Genomic DNA, 23394 nt, shown 5'->3' with positions numbered 1-23394 from the left:
AAAACTCTTACTCGGGTGTTTTTAATGTTTTTTTACTTTTTTATTCATAACTACAGAAAACTGAAACTGCCAACTCTATGTAACTCTTGCTATCGCTTCCTCCAAAGCTTCTGTTGATGCGCATAAAGAAAACCTAATATAACCTTCACCTTTAGTTCCAAAAATGGTTCCAGGTGTAATAAAAATATGGTTCTCTTTCAGTACTAAATCTATAAACTCTTCAGACTTTAAATATGCTGGTAATTTTGCCCAAACAAAAAGTCCCGAAGCTTCCTTATCGTAAGTACAATTTAGTGCATCGGCTAATTGCCATACTAATTTTCTGCGTTCTTGATACACATTATTTAATGTAGCAAACCACATGTTTGAACATTTTAAAGCTTCAATAGCGCCTTTTTGTATGCCATAAAACATACCCGAATCCATATTACTTTTTACTTTTAAAATATTATTAATATGCTCGCTTGCTCCCACTACCATGCCTACACGCCAACCTGCCATATTAAACGTTTTGCTTAAAGAATTCAATTCTAAACACACATCTTTAGCACCTGCAACACTTAAAATACTTTTAGGCGCATCGTTTAATATAAAACTATATGGATTATCATTTACAATTAAAATATTATGACGTTTTCCAAAAGCAACCAATTCTTCAAACACAAATTTATTAGGTTTTGCTCCTGTTGGCATATGCGGATAATTAACCCACATTAACTTAACTTTACTTAAATCTAATTTTTCTAAAGCATTAAAATCTGGCATCCAATTGTTCGCGGCATCCAATTCATAAAGTACTCCTTTTGCACCAACCAATTTGGTTACCGATTGATATGTTGGATATCCTGGGTTTGGAATTAGCACTTCGTCGCCTTCATTTAAGTAAGCCATAGAAATATGCATAATACCTTCCTTACTTCCCATTAAAGGTAAAATCTCTGTACCTGCACTTAGGTTTACAGAAAAATGTGTTTTATAAAAACGAGCAATAGCATTTCTAAGTTCTGGAAGCCCCTGATAACTCTGATATTTATGAGCAATAGGATTCTCAAAACTTGCTGAAATAGCAGATAACACCTTTTTTGGTGGTTGCATATCTGGACTACCAATACCTAAATTAATAACAGGCTTACCACTTGCAATAAGCAAATTTACTTCTCTTAATTTTTTTGAAAAGTAGTATTCTTCCACCGTTTGCAATCTGTTAGCTGCCTCAATCATAACTTTGCATTTTTATATTCTCCTAAAACTTTAAAACCTTCTCCCATAATTTCAATAATCGATTTTGCTTTTTTAAAATCTTCATACCTTTCAAAAGTAACATCAACAAAAAAGGCATACTTCCATGGTGTTTCAACAATTGGCAACGATTGAATTTTTGTTAAATTCAACTTACAATCGCTCATTACATTTAAAATAGTAGCGAGACTTCCGCGTTTATGGTTCGCTTCAAATTTCATTGAAGCCTTATTTATTTCATTTTCTGGTACTTCAGAATTTGTACGTTTAACGATTACAAAACGGGTTTCATTATGCTTAATCGTCTGAATACTGCGAGCCAAAATATCTAACTCAAAAATCTCAGCAGCAGCAACACTAGCAATAGCGCCAATACCATTAAGTTGTTTCTGTTGAATCCGTTGTGCTACTTCGGCAGTATCTTTATCTTCAACTAATTTAATGTGCGGGTGCAATTTAAAAAACTCTTTACATTGCAATAACGCCATGGGGTGCGAATACACTTCCTTAATATCCGCAATACTTTGATTTGGTAATACCATTAAATTATGCTGGATATCTAAATAATGTTCCCCTACAATATGTAAATCGTATTTATCAATTAATGCATAGTTAGGGATTATAGAACCGGCAATAGAATTCTCTAAAGCCATAATAGCAGCATCACACTCTTTAGTAATTAAAGAATCTACAACCCTATCAAACGTCATACACTCAATAAAATCAACAGGTTTATTAAAAAACTCCTGAGACACTATGTGATGGAATGATCCTTTTACACCTTGTATAGCTACTGTTTTTATCAAAATTTAACTTTTAATCCTATTTTTTATATATAAATTCAATGTATTACCAGTAAAACAAAAAAAGTCTCGATTTTCATCGAGACTCATATTTTAATTTATAGTTATAAATTACACATACAATGTCTCGATCCTTTTGCTAAAAAAGAAATAAAACCAATTGCTAAAATATGTATAACCTTTTGTCATTGTAATAATTGAGTGGCTAAAGTAATTATTATTTTAAGAAATCAAAATACAATAAAACCTTTTTTTTTATTTTCTGAAAAGTTTTAAAGATTCTATAGTAAATCTTATATTACATTGGATAATCATTTATTTTTGAACAAATTATTTTAAATATGTCTATTGAAGTTGAAGGGGTATCAAAAATTTATGGCAATCAAAGAGCCTTAAACAAGGTATCTTTTAAAATTGACAAACCAGAAATTGTTGGTTTTTTAGGTCCGAATGGTGCAGGAAAATCAACAATGATGAAGATTTTAACCACCTACTTAAAGGTTAATGAAGGACATGCCAAAGTAAATGGTTATCATGTAGATACCAATTCAAAAGAAGTACAACAAAGCGTTGGCTACCTTCCAGAGCACAATCCTTTATATTTAGAACACTATGTTAAAGAGTATTTAGCATTTAACGCAAAAATATATGGAGTAAGTAAGCAACGTATTGATGACGTTGTTGAATTAACGGGCTTAACTCCAGAAGCTCACAAAAAAATTAGTCAACTCTCAAAAGGCTATCGTCAGCGGGTGGGTTTAGCAACTGCCTTATTACACAATCCTGAAGTTTTAATTTTAGATGAACCAACTACAGGTTTAGATCCAAACCAATTAGTAGACATTAGAAATCTTATCAAATCCATAGGAAAAACAAAAACGGTATTTCTTTCAACACATATCATGCAAGAGGTTGAAGCGATGTGCGACCGCGTTATCATAATAAATAAAGGTGAAATAGTTGCCGATAAAAAACTGAAAGACCTTAGAGATGAAAAAGAACAGGTGGTGATTGTTGAGTTCGATTATCGTATTGAAGAAGCCTTTTTACTTAAACTTCCTAAAGCTAAAAAAGTTGTGAATACTCACGATTTTGTTTACGAAATAACGTTTAAAACCTCAGAAGACATGCGCTCTTACGTTTTTGATTTCGCTCATGATAATCAATTGAAGATTTTGCAACTGAATCAAAAGAATACGAGTTTAGAAAGTTTGTTTAGAGATTTAACTATAAAATAACTATCATTTTTTTAGATTTTTTAGTTTTTTAATCAAGTATGACAAATATCATCTTCATGACCACTTTAAGATACTAATTTTGTATTATTAAATACTAAATGCAAGGTATATGTCTTTACAAAAAGCAGTTAAAGACCTATATTTGTATGACCTTAAAAACTAAAGATGAGTAAAGGAATTTATGTTGCAACCATTGAACCTAATAGTGGTAAATCTATTGTTGTTCTTGGACTAATGCGAATGTTGTTAGGTAAAACTGCAAAAGTGGGATATTTTAGGCCCATTATAGAAGACACAAAAGAAGGCGAAACCGATAACCACATAAATACCGTGGTATCCTATTTTGAAATTGATATTAATTATAAAAAAACCTTTGCATACACCAGAAGTGAAGTTTTAGATTTATATAATAAAGGAAAGTCTGGTGATGTTATAGATCACATCATTAAGAAATATAAAAATTTAGAGGAAAAATTTGATATCGTTTTAGTTGAAGGCACCGATTTCTCTCATGAAAATTCTAGCCTTGAATTAGATATTAACATGTTAATTTCAAAAAATTTAGGATTACCTGTTATTATTGTTTCTCAAGGTGATGGAAAACCGTTAAATGAAATTGTCGACAACGTTCAGTTAGCACACGACACCTTTAAAGAGGAAGTTGATGTACTTTCTATAATGACCAATAAGATTAATCCTGTAGATATTGAAACCCTTAAAGAGCTTTTAAAAGAACGTATCAAGGGAAATACTGATATTACTGTAATACCTAAAATTAGCAGTCTTGCAAGCCCTACAGTTAAGGAAATTGTAAGAAAACTAAAAGGCAATATTCTTTTTGGGCGTGACATGATAAATAACCAAGTTGACAGTTTTAACGTAGCTACCATGCAACTTCGCAATTATCTAATTCAATTAAAAGACGATTGCTTGGTAATAACTGCGGGAGACAGAGCCGATATTATTTTAGGTTCACTTCAGGCTAATATTTCCAAAAATTATCCGAAAATTTCTGGAATTGTTTTAACTGGTGGATTGTTGCCTGAAGAATCTATTTTAAAATTGATAGAAGGACTTTCAAGCATAGTTCCAATCATAAGTGTAAAAGGTGGCACCTTCTTGGTAGCCAATGAAATTGGTAAAATAAAATCTAGGATTTACGCTGAAAATATTGAAAAAATTGAGACCTCCATCGCAACGTTTGAAAAACATGTTGATACGGATAAATTGGCTAATGACTTAATTACATTCGAATCTGATATATTTACACCAAGAATGTTTCAGTACAACTTATTACAACGTGCTTTAAAAAACAAAAAGCACATTGTTTTACCGGAAGGTAATGATGAACGTGTCCTGCGTGCCGCTGCCAGATTAATTGATGCTCAAGTAGTCGATTTAACTTTAATAGGTAATGAAGAAGAAATAAGTGAAACCGTTGAAAAATTAGATATCCCTTTAAACTTAAAGGATGTCAATATTATTTCTCCTCAAAAATCGCCTCACTTTGAAGATTATGTAAATACATTTTACGAGTTAAGGAAGCATAAAAACATCAATTTAGATATGGCTCGAGACACCATGTCAGACGTATCGTACTTCGCTACCATGATGATTTATAAAGGTCATGCAGACGGTATGGTTTCTGGTGCTGTACATACTACGGCACACACGTTACGTCCAGCATTACAATTCATAAAAACAAAACCTGGAGTTAATATTGTATCATCAGTATTCTTTATGTGTCTAGAAGATCGCGTTTCTATTTTTGGAGATTGTGCAATCAATCCAAACCCCAATGCAGAACAGTTAGCAGAAATAGCGATTTCATCAGCAAAAACCGCTCAAGATTTTGGTGTAGAGCCTAAAGTAGCGATGTTATCCTATTCTTCTGGTGCTTCTGGAAAAGGTGAAGATGTAGAGCGCGTAAGAGAAGCAACAGAAATAGTCAAAAAACTAGCTCCTCAAATTAAAATTGAAGGTCCTATACAATATGATGCTGCGGTAGATATGCGCATCGGAAAAAGTAAATTACCAGACTCTGAGGTTGCAGGACAAGCTAGTGTTTTAATTTTCCCTGATTTAAATACTGGAAACAACACTTACAAAGCTGTACAACGAGAAACAGGTGCATTAGCTATTGGGCCAATGCTACAAGGATTAAATAAACCCGTAAACGATTTAAGTAGAGGTTGTACTGCTGATGACATTTACAGTACCGTAATTATAACCGCAATTCAAGCTCAAGACTTTTAATATGCAAGTACTTGTTTTAAACTCAGGAAGTTCGTCACTAAAGTTTCAACTGTTTTCAATGCCAGAAAAAACCATTCTTTGTTCTGGTTTAATTGAGCGTATTGGATTTGATGACGCTAAATTCAAATTCAAAACTAAAAAAGACACTATTGAAGTTGTACAAGCTATACCAAACCATAAAGTAGGGTTAGAATTATTATCGAAACAATTATTAGATAAAGAAACAGGCATTATCAAATCTGCTGATGCCATTGAAATTGTTGGACATCGTGTGGTTCATGGCGGTAAACATTTTACTGATACTACTGAGATTACTCCAACTGTAAAAGATAAAATCAAAGCACTTTCAAGCTTAGCACCTTTACACAACCCTGCCAATTTAGAAGGAATTGAGGTTGCTGAAGCGATATTTCCAAACGCAAAACAAGTCGCCGTTTTTGATACAGCATTCCATCAAACCATACCAGAACATGCTTATAAATATGCCATACCTAATGAATTTTTAGAAAAACACCATATTCGTATGTATGGATTTCATGGCACTAGTCATAAATTCGTTTCAGAAAAAGCTATTGCATATTTAGGCAAACAACATTCAAAAATTATAACTATCCATTTAGGAAATGGGTGCAGCATGACCGCTGTTAAAGATGGAAAAAGTATCGACCACACACTAGGTTTTTCTCCTGTTAATGGATTAATCATGGGAACACGTTCTGGTGACATTGATCAGTCTTTAATCTTTCATTTAGCAAAAAAATTTAATTACAGCTTAGATGAAATTAATGACATTCTTCAAAAGAAAAGTGGGATGTTAGGATTAACAGGGTTTAGTGATTTAAGAGATATTCTATCTGAAGCTGAAGAAGGCAATAAAAATTGTCAGTTAGCATTACAAATGAATGCATATCGTATAAAGAAATATATAGGAAGCTATACCGCTATTTTAAACGGATTAGATGCTATTGTTTTTACTGCCGGAATTGGAGAAAACTCTCCTGAAATGAGACAACGCATTTGCGAAGACTTAGATTATTTGGGCATTACTTTAGACACAGAAAAAAACAAAGTAAGACCAGACAAATTAACGGTTGTTAGTACTGAAACATCAAAAGTAAAAGTATTAATAATTCCTACGGATGAAGAATTAGAAATTGCAAAACAGTCTGTAGCATTATTCAAAAACTAATCGTCCTCTGTAGACTTCTTCTACATCAATAATTAGAGGTGTATTTACAGAAATAACATTTCCAATTCCAGAAATTCTACCTTTAATTTCTTGTTGCGGATTTACAATCATATCATTTGAACCTCTATTTATAACAAAAACATTTTGGGCTATTAAATTTCGTCCTTCAAATCGAGAGGTTCCTGCTGCAAATGTCACACTCAAATTATCTGTCTCCCCAGAAATGTAACAAACAGACAGATTATTAAATACTAAACTGAAACTTGCATTGTCTATTTGTAACCTAAAATCTCCTATGTTAAATGTTCCAGGAGCACCAAAATCCTCAGATAAAACAGTTAAACTCGGATAGGTTAAAACCCCATCAGAACTAACATCATATTGTGTAGAACTTCTTATTTCAGTAATATTTGGCGATGTTATATATACTTTTGTAATTCCATAATCTCTAACATAGTTGCATGTATTGTTATCAGTTAAAATTAGTCTGCCGTCAACAACCTCAGTAATCACATCATTAATCAAATTCTTTCCTGTTTCTATAATAACGCTTTGAGCAACCCCTTCCTTAATCACTAACTCAATATCTCTATTTACCAGAATTTTATCAAAACTAGAAAGGGCAATTTCCTGTTGAATAACACTGCCTGCCTTTTGAAAACAATCACCAGTATCTTCACTATCGCAAGCGATAATTAAAAAAAATAAAACTATGTATTTCAAACTTTTCATTTAAGTTTATTCTTCTGATGTATTTCCGTTTTCATCTAAAGATAAAAAAGGATTAAAAGCAATTTCCCAAAGATTATCATCCATATCAGCAACATAGCTACTATAACCTCCCCACACTGCATCTTCTGGTCGTTTCACAATTTTAACACCTTTGTTTTCAAGGGTTTCGATTAATTCATCAACATCTTCTTTTGTTCTGGTATTATAAGCCAAAGTTAACCCTTCAAAACCCGACCCTTCAACACTTACGTTCGCATCATCTGCTAATTTTTTTCGTGGATACAACGATAAAAGGATACCATTCAATTGAAAAAAAACAATGTGCTCATTACTAGATTTTGTTTTCTTCCATCCAAATTTATTTTCATAAAAATCAGATGCAATTTTTAAATCATTTACCCCTAGCGTTACAATTGTTAATCTTTGTTCCATAATTATTTGAATTATAACCTTACACCTAATCCAAATTCAACACCTTCAGCTTTCGCTCCATGCGCTTTAAGAGTTAAAGCACCAAACCACTTTTTTGAAAAATAACGTTTCAACCCTATCCTAGCGTAAGTTTGTCCTTCAAAATCAAATGGATAATATATATAGTATCCCAGTTGCGTTATTAAGGATGTTTTATTAATAAAAAGTTCATGGCCAGCAAAAACACCAATCCTTTTGTGGTCTTCATTTCCCGACAAACCTCTCTCAGGAAAAGCAACACTTTGATAAAAAATAAGCTCTTTTAAAAAATTTGAAAAGAAAATATCCGCACCTAATTGTAAGGCACTTGTTTTATTAATTCTTTTATCTGCATAAGCAGAAAGCACATACATCGCATATTGTCCGCTACCTACAATATCACTTTCATTAATTCCCGTTCTAAAAACTAAATTATACTTAATAGATTCAGAAAAATCTTGGTCTGCTTTTTTATCTAAGGTATTTTGGTATTCTAAATCAGTAGCCTCCAAATTATAATTAAGACCAACATTAAAAGTTATAGAGTTTGTACCATTGTTTGGCGATTTCACATTGGCATTAGAATAATGAATCAGTGAAAACCCTGCCTGTACACCAAACCTATCAATAATACGTTCCTTTTTATAATTAAGCATCACATATGTACTACTTCCAAATTTAGTACCAAATGCTACATTTTTAAAGTTAGTTTCTCTATGATACGGATTGGTATTATACCCTATTCCTTGACCTATACGAAACATCAAATTACGGTTTAAAAAGTAAAAATTATAATGAGCATATAGCGAGTAATTATTCCCTAAAACAGGGCTTTTCATACCTTGATAAGCAAACGAGACACCATAATCTGGATAATTAAAACGCTGTTCCCAATCTTCAAAACCATAGGTTTTTTTATTCCAACTTAAAATAACACCCTCTGGATGCCCAGTTATCAAATGAAGAATTTCGTTATTGTGAAGCGCAATATTGCCCTTATAATAATTAACATCAAAATAAGACGAGTGCGTTTTGTCTTGTGCAAAAGCAACTGCAAAAATTAAACAAAACACATAGGTGTAAACTAATTTCATATAGGGATTACGTACCACAAATGTAACAGAATATTTAAAATAAAGCCTCAGCAATGGCTTTTACATTATCACTCTTACCCATAGAATAATAATGCAACACAGGCACTCCTGCTGCCCTCAATTCTTTAGATTGCTGAATTGCAAACTCAATACCTACCTGTCTTACGGCTTTATTATCTTTACATCCCTCAACTGCATCAATTAAATCTTCTGGCAAATCAATTTTAAATACTTGTGGTAATAATTGCAAATGGCGCTTAACAGCAATAGGCTTAATTCCTGGAATTATCGGCACTTTAATACCCAAAGCCCTCGCTTGTTTTACAAACTCAAAATACTTATTATTATCAAAAAACATTTGAGTTACCACATAATCAGCACCAGCATCTACCTTAGCTTTTAGTCGTTTTAAATCGGTAGCTAATGATGGTGCTTCCATGTGTTTTTCAGGATACCCAGCCACCCCAATACAAAAATCAGAATTACTTTCAACAACAATATCATCATGCAAATATTTACCTCTATTCAATGTTGCAATTTGCTCTACCAACTGACTTGCATAGGCATGACCACCTTCGCAGGGTGTAAAATAAGCCTCCTCTTTCATCGAATCACCACGCAGTGCCATTACATTATCCAATCCTAAATAATGGCAATCAACCAAGACATATTCAGTCTCCTCTCTGGTAAATCCACCACATAATAAATGCGGAATAGCATCTACTTTATATTTATGCATAATCGAAGCACAAATCCCTACAGTACCGGGTCGCATACGGGTAATTCGTTTATCTAATAGGCCATTACCTTTATCAATATAAACATACTCTTCACGGGAGGTTGTTACATCAATAAATGGTGGTTTAAACTCCATTAACGGATCTATATTATTATATAAATCCTGGATATTCTTTCCCTTTTTAGGTGGTATAACTTCAAAAGAAAACAAAGTTTTATCGTTAGCGTTTTTTATGTGATCTGTTACTTTCATACTACAAGCCCCCTTACCCCAAATGGGGAACTCTTACTCGGGCGGGTAAGTGTATTTGTTATTAATTATTTATTTTTTTTATGCTCTAGGTAATTAAGGCACAAATAACTTCTTTTTTAAATTTATTCTTTGGGCGTTACCACAAGGGTCGGGCTTTCACTACTCGCTCCCTCCTATGTCGGGGAGCTCAAACAAACCGTTCAATCCCTAACGCAGGGACTACTAACCCAATAGTCTTTTCACATCTTCGAAATCCTCTTTATACTCCCAATAAATCCATCTGCCGTCAACATAATCCGTTAAAATATATTTTTCGCTTACAGATTTTATTCTAGAAATAGCAACTAATTTTTTCGAAAATGTTTCCGAATGAACGTGTTGTAATGCTTCTTTATTTTTATTATCATATCCATGAGATATAATATAACTACCTAAAGTTAACTCTATAAACTTCATAACTATTGTTCTGCAAGTGTTGGATGTAACCACTTTCTAGCCTTGTCTTTAGTGATGCCTTTTCTAGTTGCATAATCCGTTACTTGGTCGTCGGTAATTTTACCTAAACCAAAATATTTAGCTTCCGGATTACCAAAATAATAACCCGAAACTGCAGCTGCTGGCCACATGGCTAAACTCTCGGTTAGTTTTACTCCAATTAGCTTTTCAACCTCTAGCAATTCCCAAATCGTTTCCTTTTCTAAATGATCAGGACACGCAGGATACCCCGGTGCAGGACGAATGCCTTTATAACTTTCTTTAATTAAATCATTGTTTGTTAAATCTTCATTAGCAGCATAGCCCCAATGTTTCGTTCTAACTTGCTTATGCAAATATTCAGCGAAAGCCTCTGCAAAACGATCAGCTATGGCTTGCGCCATTATGGCATTATAATCATCTTCTTTAGCTCTATAACCATCCGCTAATTCTTGTGCTCCAAAAATACCCACGCAAAAGGCGCCAATATAATCCGTTTTACCTGATTCTTTTGGTGCTATAAAATCTGCCAAAGCATGATTTGGAATCCCTTCACGCTTTTTTAATTGCTGACGTAAGGTTCTAAAAACAGCTACTTCTTTCCCTTTTTTCTGAACAGAAATATCATCTTCATGTATAGCATTTGCCTCAAACAATCCAAAAACACCCTTTGGTTTTAAAAGTTGTTTTGCTATGATGTCTTGAATCATGTCTTGAGCTTCATTGTACATAATTGTTGCTTGCTCTCCAACCACTTTATCCGTTAAAATATCTGGAAATTTACCATGTAAATCCCAACTTCTAAAAAACGGACTCCAATCTATAAAAGGTTCTAATTCTTTTAAGCTTAATTGCTTTAAAATCTGAACACCTAATTCCTTTGGCTTTAAAATTTCAGAAGTTTCCCAATCAATTTTATATTTTCTATTTCTAGCTTCTTCAATTGAAATATATGATTTCTCTTTACCACGTTTTAAAAACTTAATTCGGAATTCATCATAATCCGCTTTCATTTTTGACACATACTCATGTGATGTTTTCTTATTCAATAAATCACCCACAACCGTTACTGCTCTTGAAGCATCGTTTACATGTACTACGGCACTGTTATACTGCGTATCAATCTTTACTGCTGTGTGCGCTTTAGATGTTGTTGCGCCTCCGATTAATAATGGTAATTCAAAATTCTGACGTTGCATTTCCTTTGCCAGATATACCATTTCATCAAGCGATGGTGTAATTAATCCAGATAATCCAATAGCATCCACACGTTCTTTAATAGCTGTTTCAATAATTTTTTCAGGTGGTACCATAACACCTAAATCCACTATTTCATAATTGTTACAAGCCAATACTACACTCACAATGTTTTTACCGATATCGTGCACATCGCCTTTTACAGTTGCCATTAATATTTTACCAACAGGCTCTTGTTTATCGCCTTTTTCAGCTTCTATAAACGGGTTTAAATAGCCTACTGCCTTTTTCATAACCCGCGCAGATTTTACTACCTGAGGTAAAAACATTTTTCCTGCGCCAAACAAATCCCCAACCACATTCATTCCAATCATTAAATGACCTTCAATAACTTCTATAGGTTTTTTAGCTTCTTGTCTTGCTTGCTCAACATCTTCAATAATATAAGCGTCTATCCCTTTTACTAAAGCATGAGTTATTCTATCCTGTAGTGGATTTTCTCGCCATGATAAATCCAGTCCTTTTTCTACTTTTGAGCCTTTAACAGTTTCTGCAAAATCTAGTAAACGCTCTGTAGCATCGTCTCTTCTATCTAAAATAACGTCTTCAACATGCTCTAATAAATCCTTTGGAATATCATCATAAATCTCTAAAAGTGCAGGATTTACTATACCTATATTCATACCTGCTTGAATAGCATGATATAAAAATACCGAGTGCATCGCTTCACGAACGCCATTATTTCCTCTAAACGAAAACGATACGTTACTCACACCACCACTCACACTAACATTCTTTAAATTTTGACGCACCCATCGTGTGGCCTCTATAAAATCAATAGCGTTTCTTCGGTGTTCGTCCATACCTGTTGCTACAGGAAAAATGTTTAAATCGAAAATGATATCTTCTGAAGGAAAACCAACTTTATTCACTAAAACATCGTAAGACCGTTTTGCTATTTCTATACGTCTATCGTAATTATCGGCTTGCCCAACTTCATCAAAAGCCATAACAATCACTGCAGCTCCGTAACGTTTTATTTGCTTTGCTTCCCAAATAAACTTGTCTTCCCCTTCTTTAAGTGAAATAGAATTCACAACACATTTACCTTGCACCACTTGCAAACCAGCTTCAATGATTTCCCATTTAGAACTGTCAATCATAATAGGTACACGACAAATATCTGGTTCGGCAGCTATCAAATTCAAAAAACGAATCATGGCTTGTTTACCATCAATCAAACCATCATCAAAATTAATATCGATAATTTGAGCACCTCCATCTACTTGGTGTCTTGCTATATCCAGAGCTTCATCAAATTTTTCTTCTTTAATTAACCGAAGAAATTTTCGGGAGCCTGCAACATTAGTACGCTCCCCAACATTTATAAAATTACTGTTTTCATTCAAGATTAGTGGTTCTAACCCCGAAAGTTTCATGTATTTTGTTTGCTTAACTTTCATTCCTCTTTTTAATGCGATGCCGAAACTAGTTCAGCATGACGACGCGGTTTGTATTTGGAAGCTATATTTGCAATAACCCTAATATGCTCTGGACTTGTCCCACAACAACCCCCAATAATATTTATTAAATTTTTCTTTAGATATTCTTCGATTTGCTCTCCCATTTCTTCTGGAGTTTCATCATACTCACCAAAAGCATTAGGTAAACCTGCGTTTGGATGTGCAGAAACTGCAAATTCTGTTTTAGACGCAATTGCCTCTAAATGGGGTTGTAATAAATTAGCTCCTAAAGCACAATTAAACCCAACGGACAACAATGGAATATGGGATACTGAAATTAAAAAAGCTTCAGCGGTTTGTCCAGATAGTGTTCTTCCTGATGCATCCGTAATGGTTCCACTTAACATGGTTGGTATATCTATATCTCTTTCATCTTTCACTTCTTCAATAGCAAATAATGCAGCTTTCGCGTTAAGTGTATCAAAAACAGTTTCAACTAATAATAAATCGACACCACCATCAACCAAAGCTTCAACTTGTTGCTTATATGCTATTCTTAATTCATCAAAAGTTACTGCTCTATATCCAGGATCATTTACATCTGGCGACATACTAGCTGTTCTGTTTGTAGGTCCAATAGATCCAGCAACAAAACGTGGTTTATGCGGTTCTTTAGCTGTAAATTCGTCAGCAACTTCTTTTGCTATTTTAGCCGACTCATAATTCAATTCATAAACCAAATCCTCCATTTGGTAATCTGCCATGGCAATAGTTGTTCCTGAAAACGTATTGGTTTCAACAATATCTGCTCCAGCTTCAAAATATTTTCCGTGAATCGTTTTTATGGCTTCTGGTTGCGTAATAGACAACAAGTCGTTATTGCCCTGTAATGGCGTTGGATAATCTTTAAAGCGCTCGCCTCTAAAATCGTCTTCCGTGAACTTATAAGCTTGTAGCATGGTGCCCATAGCGCCATCTAAAACTAAAATTCGTTCTTTTAAAGCTTGTTTTATATTTGACATGTTATTCTTTTTCAGACCAGTTATATTTCTAGAACATGATAGGTCTTTTCTTTTTAATATTTAATTTTATTACACCTTCAAGGTTTTAAAAATCTCGTAGCATAATTACATAATGATTTACTCAAACAATGTTGATGACAAATACCTATCGCCTCTGTCGCAAATAATAGCCACAATTACGCCCTCATCAATAGATTCAGCTGTTTTTAAAGCACAATACACAGAACCACCACTACTCATACCTGCAAAAACACCTTCTTCTTTGGCTAAATTTATGGTTGTTGTTTTAGCATCTTCTTCTGTAACATCAATAACAACATCTACTTTAGAACGATCAAAAAACTTTGGCACATAATCTGGAGACCATTTACGAATTCCAGGTATTCTAGCTCCATCAGCAGGTTGAGCGCCAACAATTGTAATAGCCTTATTTTTCTCTTTCAAGAAGCTAGAAGTCCCCATTATTGTTCCTGTAGTCCCCATGGTGGCTACAAAATGTGTAATTTTCCCTTTTGTTGCTTCCCAAATTTCAGGACCCGTAGTTTTATAATGCGCTTTCCAGTTATCATCATTTTCAAACTGATTTAAAAGCGTATAGCCTTTTTCATCACGAAGCTTAAAAGCTAAATCTCTAGACCCTTCAATACCAACATCAGCAGGTGTTAAAATAACCTCAGCTCCATAAGCACGCATCGTTTTAACACGCTCTTCAGTTGAGTTCTCAGGCATAATTAATACCATATTCAATCCTAAAAGCTTGGAAATAAAAGCTAATGCAATACCAGTATTTCCGCTGGTAGCCTCAACTAAAGTGCCTCCTTTTTTAATGTCACCTCGTTTTAAGGCCTCATTAATCATATTAAAAGCTGGTCTATCTTTTACACTTCCACCAGGATTATTCCCTTCTAATTTTAGAAATAGCCTAACCCCTTTTTTTGATATCAAATGTGTAGCTTCAACCAATGGTGTATTGCCTATTTGACCAATAATACTATTTTCGAATTCCATTTTTTCTTGGTCTTATTTTAATTTCAGTTTGATACGTTACTAATGAATTTTCAGGCACAGATTCGGTAATCCAAACGTTAGCGCCTATTATACTATTTGCGCCTATCACAATATCGCCTCCTAAAACAGTGGCATTAGCATAAATGCACACATTGTCTTCAATAGTTGGATGTCGTTTTGTGGAAGCCATACTTTTTGATACCGAAATACCACCTAAAGTAACACCCTGATAAATCTTAACATTGTTACCAATAATAGATGTTTCCCCAATTACAATTCCAGTTCCGTGGTCTATATAAAAAGACTCACCAATAGTTGCTCCCGGATGAATATCAACACCTGTAATCCCATGAATATATTCACTCATCATTCTTGGTAAAATATAAACCCCCAATTTATAAAGCGCATGACTTAATCTATAAATTGAAATGGCATAAAAACCAGGATAAGCCATATAAATTTCAGCTAAAGAGTGTGAAGCTGGGTCATTATTTTCAAAAGCAATAGCATCTAAATCGAGTTTCTTTCTTATTTCAGGAAGTTCAGTTTTAAATGTCGCCCAAATTGCCTTGCCATTCTCTATCTCTAACTTAGTAAGTATTTTAATAAATGTTTCTTCTAAATAATGCTCATGAACTTCCTCTTGCTCACAATCAAATAAAGCATAAAACAATCTTTTCGTGAATGTTTTTGCGGTATCTTTCAAACAAACATTATAACTTTTCATTTGCGCGATTTGAATTATTTAGTGCTTAAAATATCAGAAAACAAAAGTAAAACTTATCCTTTTAAATCCCTCCTATATGAAACACTAAATCCTACAAAGTATTAAAAACCTTGCAGGATTATATTTATTAATCATTTTTATGTTTTGGCATTCCCCTAAAGGGTCGGGCTTTCCACTATATCTTTTTTGCTTTTAATGTCAAAAAAGGATGCCGTTTCAATCCCTAATGCAGCTATCCGCCAAGGTCATTTTCAAAACTAAATTTTATATAATTTGCATTAATTAATGGCTTGAACAACTGCTTTTGGAGCTTCTTTACGAGATCCATCAAAACCATCAATACCACTAACTGTTGTATATTTTAATACTAATCTTTTTCCTGGATTAATAATTCTGTAAGCCGCTTGGCACATTAAAGTAGCCTCATGGAAACCACATAAAATCAATTTCAATTTCTCAGGATAAGTGTTTACATCACCAATAGCAAATATACCAGGAATATTTGTTTGGTAATTTAGGGAATTATCAACTTTAATCGCATTCTTTTCAATATCTAATCCCCAATTCCCTATGGGTCCTAATTTTGGAGACAACCCGAATAATGGAATAAAATGGTCTGTTTCTTTTTTAATAGTTTCGCCATCTCTAACATAACTAACCGCTTCAATTTTCCCATCACCATGTAATTCTTTTACCTCGGCAGGTGTTACTAAATTAATTTTACCAGCTTTAGTTAACTCACCTACTTTTTCAACAGAATCTAAAGCGCCTCTAAATTCGTTTCTTCTATGAATTAAGGTTACTTCTGAAGCCACATCTGTCAAGAAAATACTCCAATCCAATGCAGAATCTCCACCACCAGAAATCACAACACGTTTATCTCTGTAAAACTCAGGGTCTTTAATAATATATTCCACACCTTTATCTTCATAGTCTGCAATACCTTCAATAGCTGGTTTTCTAGGTTCAAAAGACCCTAAACCACCTGCAATAGCAACTATAGGCGCATGATGTTGTGTCCCTTTATTTGTAGTAACAATAAAAGAGCCATCGTCTTGTTTTTCGATAGTTTCAGCACGCTCACCTAACGTAAATCCAGGCTCGAATTGTTTGCCTTGTTCCAATAAATTTCTAGTTAAATCTCCAGCTAAAATTTCTGGAAATCCAGGAATATCATATATAGGCTTCTTAGGATAAATCTCAGAACATTGTCCTCCTGGTTGCGGCAATGCGTCAATTAAATGACATTTCAATTTTAATAATCCTGCTTCAAATACAGTAAATAAACCTGTTGGTCCTGCACCTATGATAAGTATATCAGTCTTAATCATTCTATGATTCTTTTTTTTAATGTGCTCATTCTTATTGCTTTTAAATGGTCACATGTAACATTATTGTAATTATTTTTCTTTTTGATTAATCTTTCTATCTGATGTTTCAATTAATCCTTTTGTGAATTCGTTTAAAGTTTCCACTTTTTCTTCGAAATCCCCTTTTATTGTTTTTCTATACTCGTTTAAATTCTTTACCAAATCGTCTACATTTTCAGGGATCACATCCTCAAAAAACTGACGCAAACGTTTTGCGGTGGTTGGCGACTTTCCATTAGTACTAATAGCCACTTTTACATTGCCTTTTGTTACAATACCTCCCATATAAAAATCGCAATATGGTGGATTATCGGCAACATTTACTAATTTGGATTCTGCTCTGCAATCTTTCCAAACCTGAACATTAACATCAGGTATATCTGTCGTTGCAACAACCATATGCTTGCCAATTATATACTTTTTTTTATAAACATCTTCAACCAATGTAACACATCCTTTTTTTGCAAGGGCTATAGTGCCCTCCAGAAACATCGGCGACACCATAGTTACATGTGCATCAGGACTCGATTTTAATAAGAACGTTAATTTTTCTTCAGCGACATTCCCACCTCCAACAATAAGCACATTTAAGCTTTTAGCTTTCAAAAAAATAGGATATAAATTATTTCTTTCCATAATTTATTGTTCAACCACTTCTTTTGATATCGAATCTAATGTTGCTCTTTCTTTCACAACATCTCCAATCACTATAATGGCTGGAGCTGCAAGTTGCTTTTCTTTCACAACCTGTTGAATGTTACGTATCGTTCCAACACCTACATTTTCATTATCTCGGGTTCCATTTTGAATAATAGCTACAGGCGTATTTCTTTTATTTTCAGCATAAAACACTTTAACTATTTCACTCAACTTATGCATACCCATTAAAATAACGATAGTTGCAGTTGATTTTGCTGCTAACTCCACATCACTTGATAAAGCATGGTCTTTTGTAGTTGCAGTAACTACCCAAAAACTTTCTGAAGCCCCTCGTTTTGTTAACGGAATGCCTTGATAAGCCGGAACCGCTAATGCCGATGAAATACCAGGAACTACATAGGTTTCTATACCAAATTCTCTTGCATAATCAATCTCCTCTGCACCACGACCAAAAATAAATGGGTCGCCACCTTTCAATCTTACTACATGACCTTTCGCTTTGGCTTTAGTAACAATTAGCTCATTAATTTGCTCCTGCTGAAAAGCATAACACCCTCTACGTTTCCCTACAAAAATAAGCTCGGTGTCTTCTGAAGCATATTTAAGTAACGATTCGTTAATAAGCGCATCATATAAAATAACGTTTGCAGATTCAATCGCCTTAATTGCTTTAAGCGTAATTAAATCTTCATCGCCAGGTCCAGCACCTACAACAGTTAATTTTGGATTGTTAATACTCATTATTTTATTAAACAGCTTTTTTTCTAGTTTAGTTTGAGTTTCTCTGTAAGCTCTTACTTTTTCTAAAAACTGATTTGCATTCTCAATATACTTTGTAGCAAAATCTTTAGTTGGTGCAAATTTATTAATTTGATATATCAATTCGGAAAAAGAAGCACCTAAATCTATACTTCCGCTTTCAATAAACAACTCATCAAATTGACTTATAATTCCGGCATGCGTATTTGTTTTCTTATTTTCAGCTAATAATAACGCCTTCGCAGAATTAACTAAAGAACTATAAGCATGATAAATAGCACTTGAATACACTTTATTATCAAAAGATTCTTTTGCATTTCCAATTTTCTCTTCGCTTTCTAAAAATAAAGTAGCAATTAAATCGATAACGACACCAGCACATTCACCAATCCCAATCTCTTTAACATATTTCTCTTCTTCACCCCAATCAATAAAATCTTCTTGAGTTAAATTAGTAACATCTTGTAAATCACTTAAGAAATCGTAAAAATACTTTTCACCTTTTTCTTTGTAATATTCAACAAATGGTTTTCCGTTAGCATTAGCCTCAAAATCATTCAGAATAAGTCTTAAAGCTTCTGGTCCTCTTTTACTTGGTACTTTTACTACTTTATCTGCAAATGCTGCATTTCCGTCTCCTAAATTACCACCTCCCAACAATACTTGTAATGCTGGAGCAACTAATTTATCTGGCGTTCTTACCGTCATCCCCTGGAAACCAATATTTGCCATATTATGTTGTCCACAAGCATTCATACATCCACTAATTTTAATCACTAAATCTTCGTTCTTCAAATACTGTGGATATTCCTCTTTAAGCATACGTTCCAATTCCACAGAAATCCCTGTACTACTTGCAATACCAAGGTTACATGTATCTGTTCCGGGACAAGCTGTAATATCAATGGCTTTATTATACCCTGCTTCAACAAAACCAAGTTTCTCTAATTCTGTGTAGAAAAACGGAATTAATTCTCTTTTCACAAAAGGAATTACTATATTTTGACGAAGTGATAAACGAATCTCGCCAGCCGCATAGTTTTCAACTAAATCTGCTAACAACCTAGCTTTGTCTGTATAAAAATCTCCGAGCAGTACTTTAATACCTATAGCCACATAACCTTCCTGTTTTTGAGGCATTAAGTTTGTTGACTTCCAAGTTTCAAATGCTTGTTGGTCTTTAATACTTACTTCAGGAATTTCAGTAACAGTAACTGGCACTGAAGCTTCATAAGCATCTACATCAATGGCAACTGATTTGAATTCAATCGCATTTTGTTCTGCTTCAACCAAAGCTTTAAAAGCATCTAGCCCTATATCTTTTATTAAGAATTTCATTCGCGCTTTAGCACGACTTTTACGTTCACCATGACGGTCAAAAATTCTTAAAGCCCCTTCCATCACTGGAATAATTTTATCCGTAGGCAAGAAATCGTATAACACATCTGCAATACGAGGCTGAGAACCTAATCCTCCACCAATCATCACTTTAAAACCACGTTCTCCATTTTTAATCTTAGCTATAAATCCTAAATCGTGCATGTATGACAATCCTGTATCTTCATCAGATGATGAAAAAGAAACCTTGAACTTACGTCCCATTTCTTGACAAATAGGGTTTCTTAAGAAAAATTTATATAACGCATCTGCATAAGGAGACACATCAAATGGTTCATCAATATCGATACCCGCAGTCTCACTTGCTGTTACGTTTCTTACGGTGTTACCACAAGCTTCTCTAAGCGTAACATCATCTTTTTCTAATTCTGCCCACAATTCTGGAGTTCTATTCAAATCCACATAGTGAATTTGAATATCTTGACGAGTTGTAATATGTAATCTTCCTCTTGAATATTCATCTGAAACATCAGAAATTCTGTGTAATTGATTACTTTTTACTTTTCCGTAAGGCAGTTTAATACGAATCATTTGAACGCCTTCTTGACGCTGACCGTAAACTCCACGTGCTAAACGCAGACTTCTAAATTTTTCTTCGTCTATTTTACCGTTATGAAAAAGCTCAATTTTATTGGCTAATTCTATAATATCCTTTTCTACAATTGGATTTTCAAACTCTGTTCTAAAACTTTGCATATACAAGGCCCTCCTAACCTCCCAAAAGGGGAGGAATTCTTACTCGGGTAAAGCAAGAATATTGTTATTAAAAGCCCCTCCTAACCTCCCAAAAAGGGAGAAAATATTACTCATGAGAAGCAACTTATTTTTATTTATTTTTTCAATACTTATTTGGTTTTTAAACCTTATAAGAAAACTTATTTTTATCAAACCTAGCTATTTCGCCCTTCGGGAGCTAGGGGCTTTTTACTGGATAAAACCAGCACCAACCGTATGATTTGACTGTGGATCGATTAAAATAAAAGACCCGTTTGTTCTATGATTTTTAAACTGATCATAAAAAATTGGTTTGTTTAATTTGAAACTTACTGACGCAATATCATTAATTGACAAACCCGTAACGTTCTTTTCAAAACCTGAATAATCTGGGTTTATTTTGTGGTTGATGCGATCCACTTTAGCCAATACTTTATTAACACCATGCTGAACAATATACTTTCCTCCAGGAGTTAATTGTTCTGAATCCATCCAACAAATGTTGGCAGTAAATTGCTTATCAATTGTTGGTAAGTCGTTTTCTTTTACAATCATGTCTCCACGACTTACATTAATATCGTTTTCTAAAGTAATGGTTACAGATGAGCGTCTTGAAGCTGTTTCATAAGTTTCATCATAGAAATAAATATCTTTTATTTTAGAACGTGTTTTTGAGGGCAATACAATAATGTCATCACCAACACTTAAATCGCCTCCATAAACTTTTCCAGCATAACCTCTATAATCATGAAATTCTTCAGTTTTTGGACGAACCACATATTGCACAGGAAAACGTGGTGTTCCCACATTAAAAATATCAGCTTTATCTAATTGTTCTAAATGCTCCAACAAAGCTTCACCTTTATACCATGGCATTTTATCGGATTTGTTTACAACATTATCACCTTTTAAAGCACTCACTGGGATGAATGTTATTTTTTGATCTTGATAGTCTCTTTTGCTCATCAATTCAGAAAAATCAGCTTTAATTTTATTGTAAGTGGCTTCAGAATAATCAACCAAGTCCATTTTATTGATGGCAACAACCACATCCTTAATTCTTAATAAATTATTGATGAAGAAGTGACGATTAGTTTGCTCAATCACCCCTTTTCTAGCATCAATTAAGATGATAGATGCTTGTGATGTTGAAGCTCCGGTTACCATGTTTCTTGTATACTCAACATGACCAGGAGTATCTGCAATAATGTAACTTTTCTTTTTAGTTGAAAAATAAATATGTGCTACATCAATAGTAATACCTTGTTCTCTTTCGGCAACTAAACCATCCGTAGCTAATGAAAAATCTAAGTAATCATAACCACGTTGTTTACTCGTTTTTTCAATGGCTTCTAACTTATCTGTAGTTAACGATTTTGTATCGTAAAGAATACGTCCTATTAGCGTACTTTTTCCGTCATCTACACTTCCTGCTGTTGCTATTTTTAATACTTCCATAAGCGGCCCCTCCTAACCTCCCCAAGAGGGAGGAACTCTTACTCGGGTGAAGTAAAAGTATTGTTGTTTTAAATTTAATTTTTATACCTACAAGGTTTTTAAAAACTCGCAGGATTTGTTATAAGCAAACTTACTAGTTCCCCCTTCTGAGGGCTAGTGGGCTTTTTAAAAATACCCTTGTTGTTTACGTTTTTCCATGGCTGCTTCAGAGCGTTTATCATCAATACGTGCGCCACGCTCTGATATTGTAGAATCTCTAATTTCTTCCACTACTTTAGAAATTGAAACAGCGTCTGATAATACTGCTGCAGTACAACTCATATCGCCAACGGTTCTAAAACGCACCATTTTTTCTAATACTTCTTCGTTATCATCCCTATAAACCACTTCATCTTCAGCAGACCAAATCATACCATCTCTTAAAAAGACTTTACGTTTGTGTGCAAAATAAATGGATGGAATTTCGATATTTTCTTTTTCTATGTAAGACCAAACATCTAATTCTGTCCAGTTTGAAATTGGGAATACACGAACATTTTGACCATGATCAATTTCTCCATTTAACATATCAAACAACTCTGGGCGTTGATTTTTTTCATCCCATTGTCCGAAATCATCACGAACTGAAAAAATACGTTCTTTTGCTCTTGCTTTTTCTTCGTCACGTCTTGCTCCACCAATAGCTGCATCAAATTTGAATTCTTCTAACGCATCTAAAAGTGTCGTCGTTTGCAACATATTTCTACTTGCGTAACGTCCAGATTCTTCTTTTACTTTTCCTTCATCAATAGAATCTTGTACATTTCTAACAATCAATTCTAAACCTAATTCCTTACACAAACGGTCTCTAAATTCAATTGTTTCCGGAAAGTTGTGCCCAGTATCAATGTGCATTAGTGGAAAAGGCACTTTTGCAGGATAAAATGCTTTAACAGCCAGCCTTACTAACGTAATTGAATCTTTTCCTCCTGAGAATAATAACACAGGCTTTTCAAACTGCGCTGCCACTTCTCTCATAATGTATATCGCTTCGTTTTCTAATGAATTGATAGTTGATGTGTCTTTTTTCATAATAAGCCCCACCTAACCTCCCCAGAAGGGAGGGATTCTTACTCGGGTGTAGTAAGAATATTGTTGTTTCTATTTAGTTTT

At 34.0% G+C, this 23394-nt stretch carries 19 protein-coding genes and 1 pseudogene; 3 read left to right on the top strand and 17 right to left on the bottom strand.

Translation table 11 applies throughout. From position 1 onward, the window contains the following. Positions 1-75 precede the first annotated feature (75 nt). On the bottom strand, positions 76-1221 hold the full coding sequence (locus tag P8K68_RS05075) for an aminotransferase class I/II-fold pyridoxal phosphate-dependent enzyme (protein WP_300248586.1): 1146 nt from the start codon (positions 1219-1221) through the stop codon (positions 76-78). Beyond that, complete coding sequence (locus P8K68_RS05070) at positions 1218-2045, bottom strand: prephenate dehydratase (RefSeq protein ID WP_300248585.1); 828 nt, start codon at positions 2043-2045, stop codon at positions 1218-1220. Before P8K68_RS05070 ends, P8K68_RS05075 begins: the two co-directional genes overlap by 4 nt. Positions 2046-2383: 338 nt before the next feature. Between P8K68_RS05070 and gldA the strand changes: the two genes are divergently transcribed. The 3 genes from gldA to P8K68_RS05055 all read left to right on the top strand — a co-directional run bounded on the left by gldA (position 2384) and on the right by P8K68_RS05055 (position 6725). Next, on the top strand, positions 2384-3280 hold the full coding sequence (gene gldA / locus P8K68_RS05065) for a gliding motility-associated ABC transporter ATP-binding subunit GldA (RefSeq protein WP_300248584.1): 897 nt from the start codon (positions 2384-2386) through the stop codon (positions 3278-3280). A 165-nt stretch (positions 3281-3445) separates the two neighbouring features. Then, on the top strand, positions 3446-5536 hold the full coding sequence (gene pta, locus P8K68_RS05060) for a phosphate acetyltransferase (protein WP_300248583.1): 2091 nt from the start codon (positions 3446-3448) through the stop codon (positions 5534-5536). 1 nt (position 5537) lies between these two features. After that, a complete protein-coding gene (locus P8K68_RS05055; RefSeq protein ID WP_300248582.1) occupies positions 5538-6725 on the top strand; it encodes an acetate kinase in 1188 nt (395 codons plus the stop codon). On the opposite strand, the gene P8K68_RS05050 is transcribed toward P8K68_RS05055, so the two are convergent. The 15 genes and pseudogenes from P8K68_RS05050 to cysD all read right to left on the bottom strand — a co-directional run bounded on the left by P8K68_RS05050 (position 6711) and on the right by cysD (position 23313). Continuing rightward, positions 6711-7457 (bottom strand): head GIN domain-containing protein, encoded by a 747-nt coding sequence (locus P8K68_RS05050; RefSeq protein WP_300248581.1) that lies wholly within the window; start codon positions 7455-7457, stop codon positions 6711-6713. The genes P8K68_RS05055 and P8K68_RS05050 overlap by 15 nt on opposite strands. Before the next feature lie 6 nt (positions 7458-7463). After that, on the bottom strand, positions 7464-7889 hold the full coding sequence (locus P8K68_RS05045; protein WP_300248580.1) for a VOC family protein: 426 nt from the start codon (positions 7887-7889) through the stop codon (positions 7464-7466). Between the two features lie 11 nt (positions 7890-7900). Then, the gene (locus P8K68_RS05040) at positions 7901-9001 is read right to left on the bottom strand and encodes an acyloxyacyl hydrolase (protein ID WP_300248579.1); all 1101 of its coding nucleotides are present in this window, start codon (positions 8999-9001) and stop codon (positions 7901-7903) included. A 34-nt stretch (positions 9002-9035) separates the two neighbouring features. After that, positions 9036-9992: a methylenetetrahydrofolate reductase [NAD(P)H] gene (gene metF, locus P8K68_RS05035; RefSeq protein WP_300248578.1), complete on the bottom strand. Its 957-nt coding sequence runs from the start codon at positions 9990-9992 to the stop codon at positions 9036-9038. Between the two features lie 222 nt (positions 9993-10214). Continuing rightward, complete coding sequence (locus P8K68_RS05030; RefSeq protein ID WP_300248577.1) at positions 10215-10448, bottom strand: hypothetical protein; 234 nt, start codon at positions 10446-10448, stop codon at positions 10215-10217. Between the two features lie 2 nt (positions 10449-10450). After that, the gene (metH, locus tag P8K68_RS05025) at positions 10451-13126 is read right to left on the bottom strand and encodes a methionine synthase (protein WP_300248576.1); all 2676 of its coding nucleotides are present in this window, start codon (positions 13124-13126) and stop codon (positions 10451-10453) included. 8 nt (positions 13127-13134) lie between these two features. After that, entirely contained in the window at positions 13135-14148 is a 1014-nt protein-coding gene (locus P8K68_RS05020; RefSeq protein WP_300248575.1) for a homocysteine S-methyltransferase family protein, read from the bottom strand. Positions 14149-14265: 117 nt separating this feature from the next. Next, on the bottom strand, positions 14266-15156 hold the full coding sequence (gene cysM / locus P8K68_RS05015; RefSeq protein ID WP_300248574.1) for a cysteine synthase CysM: 891 nt from the start codon (positions 15154-15156) through the stop codon (positions 14266-14268). Next, positions 15140-15883 carry a serine O-acetyltransferase EpsC gene (gene epsC, locus P8K68_RS05010; protein ID WP_300248573.1) on the bottom strand — a complete coding sequence of 248 codons (744 nt, stop codon included), beginning with the start codon at positions 15881-15883 and terminating at the stop codon, positions 15140-15142. The genes cysM and epsC overlap by 17 nt, the downstream gene beginning before the upstream one ends. Positions 15884-16161: 278 nt before the next feature. Then, positions 16162-17214, bottom strand: a complete 1053-nt coding sequence (locus tag P8K68_RS05005; protein WP_300248572.1) for an NAD(P)/FAD-dependent oxidoreductase — start codon at positions 17212-17214, stop codon at positions 16162-16164. A 69-nt stretch (positions 17215-17283) separates the two neighbouring features. Continuing rightward, entirely contained in the window at positions 17284-17889 is a 606-nt protein-coding gene (locus P8K68_RS05000; protein WP_300248571.1) for a bifunctional precorrin-2 dehydrogenase/sirohydrochlorin ferrochelatase, read from the bottom strand. Between the two features lie 3 nt (positions 17890-17892). Beyond that, positions 17893-18654, bottom strand: coding sequence for a uroporphyrinogen-III C-methyltransferase (gene cobA, locus P8K68_RS04995; RefSeq protein WP_300248657.1), 762 nt, complete (start codon positions 18652-18654; stop codon positions 17893-17895). Between the two features lie 39 nt (positions 18655-18693). Further along, positions 18694-20766 (bottom strand): annotated as a pseudogene (locus tag P8K68_RS04990) (HEPN domain-containing protein); the annotation flags it as partial. Positions 20767-20994: 228 nt separating this feature from the next. Further along, a complete protein-coding gene (locus P8K68_RS04985; RefSeq protein WP_300248570.1) occupies positions 20995-22242 on the bottom strand; it encodes a GTP-binding protein in 1248 nt (415 codons plus the stop codon). A gap of 165 nt (positions 22243-22407) precedes the next feature. Next, the gene (gene cysD, locus P8K68_RS04980) at positions 22408-23313 is read right to left on the bottom strand and encodes a sulfate adenylyltransferase subunit CysD (protein WP_300248569.1); all 906 of its coding nucleotides are present in this window, start codon (positions 23311-23313) and stop codon (positions 22408-22410) included. Positions 23314-23394 lie beyond the last annotated feature (81 nt).

The organism is Algibacter sp. (assembly GCF_029245835.1).
In the GTDB taxonomy this organism is placed as follows: Bacteria; Bacteroidota; Bacteroidia; order Flavobacteriales; family Flavobacteriaceae; genus Algibacter_B.
The sequence above is the reverse complement of the archived record's forward strand: the minus strand, read 5'-3'. Positions and strand labels throughout refer to the sequence as shown.

Bases quoted from the DNA above. Each gene is read 5' to 3' on its own strand.
- P8K68_RS05075 (WP_300248586.1), bottom strand. From the start codon at position 1,221: ATGATTGAGGCAGCTAACAGATTGCAAACGGTGGAAGAATACTACTTT.
- gldA (WP_300248584.1), top strand. From the start codon at position 2,384: ATGTCTATTGAAGTTGAAGGGGTATCAAAAATTTATGGCAATCAAAGA.
- pta (WP_300248583.1), top strand. From the start codon at position 3,446: ATGAGTAAAGGAATTTATGTTGCAACCATTGAACCTAATAGTGGTAAA.
- P8K68_RS05055 (WP_300248582.1), top strand. From the start codon at position 5,538: ATGCAAGTACTTGTTTTAAACTCAGGAAGTTCGTCACTAAAGTTTCAA.
- P8K68_RS05050 (WP_300248581.1), bottom strand. From the start codon at position 7,457: ATGAAAAGTTTGAAATACATAGTTTTATTTTTTTTAATTATCGCTTGC.
- P8K68_RS05045 (WP_300248580.1), bottom strand. From the start codon at position 7,889: ATGGAACAAAGATTAACAATTGTAACGCTAGGGGTAAATGATTTAAAA.
- P8K68_RS05040 (WP_300248579.1), bottom strand. From the start codon at position 9,001: ATGAAATTAGTTTACACCTATGTGTTTTGTTTAATTTTTGCAGTTGCT.
- metF (WP_300248578.1), bottom strand. From the start codon at position 9,992: ATGAAAGTAACAGATCACATAAAAAACGCTAACGATAAAACTTTGTTT.
- P8K68_RS05030 (WP_300248577.1), bottom strand. From the start codon at position 10,448: ATGAAGTTTATAGAGTTAACTTTAGGTAGTTATATTATATCTCATGGA.
- metH (WP_300248576.1), bottom strand. From the start codon at position 13,126: ATGAAAGTTAAGCAAACAAAATACATGAAACTTTCGGGGTTAGAACCA.
- P8K68_RS05020 (WP_300248575.1), bottom strand. From the start codon at position 14,148: ATGTCAAATATAAAACAAGCTTTAAAAGAACGAATTTTAGTTTTAGAT.
- cysM (WP_300248574.1), bottom strand. From the start codon at position 15,156: ATGGAATTCGAAAATAGTATTATTGGTCAAATAGGCAATACACCATTG.
- epsC (WP_300248573.1), bottom strand. From the start codon at position 15,883: ATGAAAAGTTATAATGTTTGTTTGAAAGATACCGCAAAAACATTCACG.
- P8K68_RS05005 (WP_300248572.1), bottom strand. From the start codon at position 17,214: ATGATTAAGACTGATATACTTATCATAGGTGCAGGACCAACAGGTTTA.
- P8K68_RS05000 (WP_300248571.1), bottom strand. From the start codon at position 17,889: ATGGAAAGAAATAATTTATATCCTATTTTTTTGAAAGCTAAAAGCTTA.
- cobA (WP_300248657.1), bottom strand. From the start codon at position 18,654: ATGAGTATTAACAATCCAAAATTAACTGTTGTAGGTGCTGGACCTGGC.
- P8K68_RS04985 (WP_300248570.1), bottom strand. From the start codon at position 22,242: ATGGAAGTATTAAAAATAGCAACAGCAGGAAGTGTAGATGACGGAAAA.
- cysD (WP_300248569.1), bottom strand. From the start codon at position 23,313: ATGAAAAAAGACACATCAACTATCAATTCATTAGAAAACGAAGCGATA.